Origin of the sequence: Synechococcus sp. R5-13 (genome assembly GCF_047462015.1) — a bacterium.
Taxonomy (GTDB): domain Bacteria; phylum Cyanobacteriota; class Cyanobacteriia; order Thermostichales; family Thermostichaceae; genus Thermostichus.
On record NZ_JANSIL010000200.1, the window covers coordinates 1 to 580 of the forward strand.

A 580-nucleotide genomic window follows, 5' to 3' on the forward strand; every position below is an offset into this window, starting at 1 on the left:
TCCACATCTACCAACAGACCCAAAACTACTGCGAAACCGCACGACGATGCCACACCTCCCCACAACTCGTGCGCAAGTGGGTTCAACGCTACCGACAATACGGCGAGCAAGGACTGCACGACCTGCCCAAAACCCCCAAACGCCAACCCAGAAAAACCGACCCCGACATAGAGCAGCGTGTGCTGCAACTCCACCAAAAAACCCACTACGGACGCCAACGCCTCGCCCGACACCTCGCCCAACACGGCATTCACCTCTCCCCCAACACCATCCGACACATCCTGAAACGCCACGCACCAGCAACCAGCCGTCCCCGCAAACAGCGCCGACGCTTCTATCCTGCGCACTGGGCGTGGGAGAGCCAAGAACCGTTTACGCTCATCCAAGCCGATGTCAAAGACATCTACGACAAGGGCACGCTCGGCACCGAACGCTGGGATCACCTGCGCAAGCATCGCCTCCCCCGCTATCAGTGGACTTTCCTTGAAAGTCGCACGCGGCTGCGCCTGTTGGCGTTCAGCCGTGAGATTTCCACGCTGCACGGGATGGCGTTTTTGAGTTTGGCAGTGAGTTGGCTGCG

1 protein-coding gene is annotated in these 580 nt (G+C 59.5%); it reads left to right on the forward strand.

The window, feature by feature from the left end; genetic code table 11:
• Window positions 1-68 precede the first annotated feature (68 nt).
• Window positions 69-580, forward strand: a 512-nt coding sequence (locus NW840_RS13420) for a helix-turn-helix domain-containing protein (RefSeq protein ID WP_414344812.1), incomplete at its 3' end; no start/stop codon positions are given.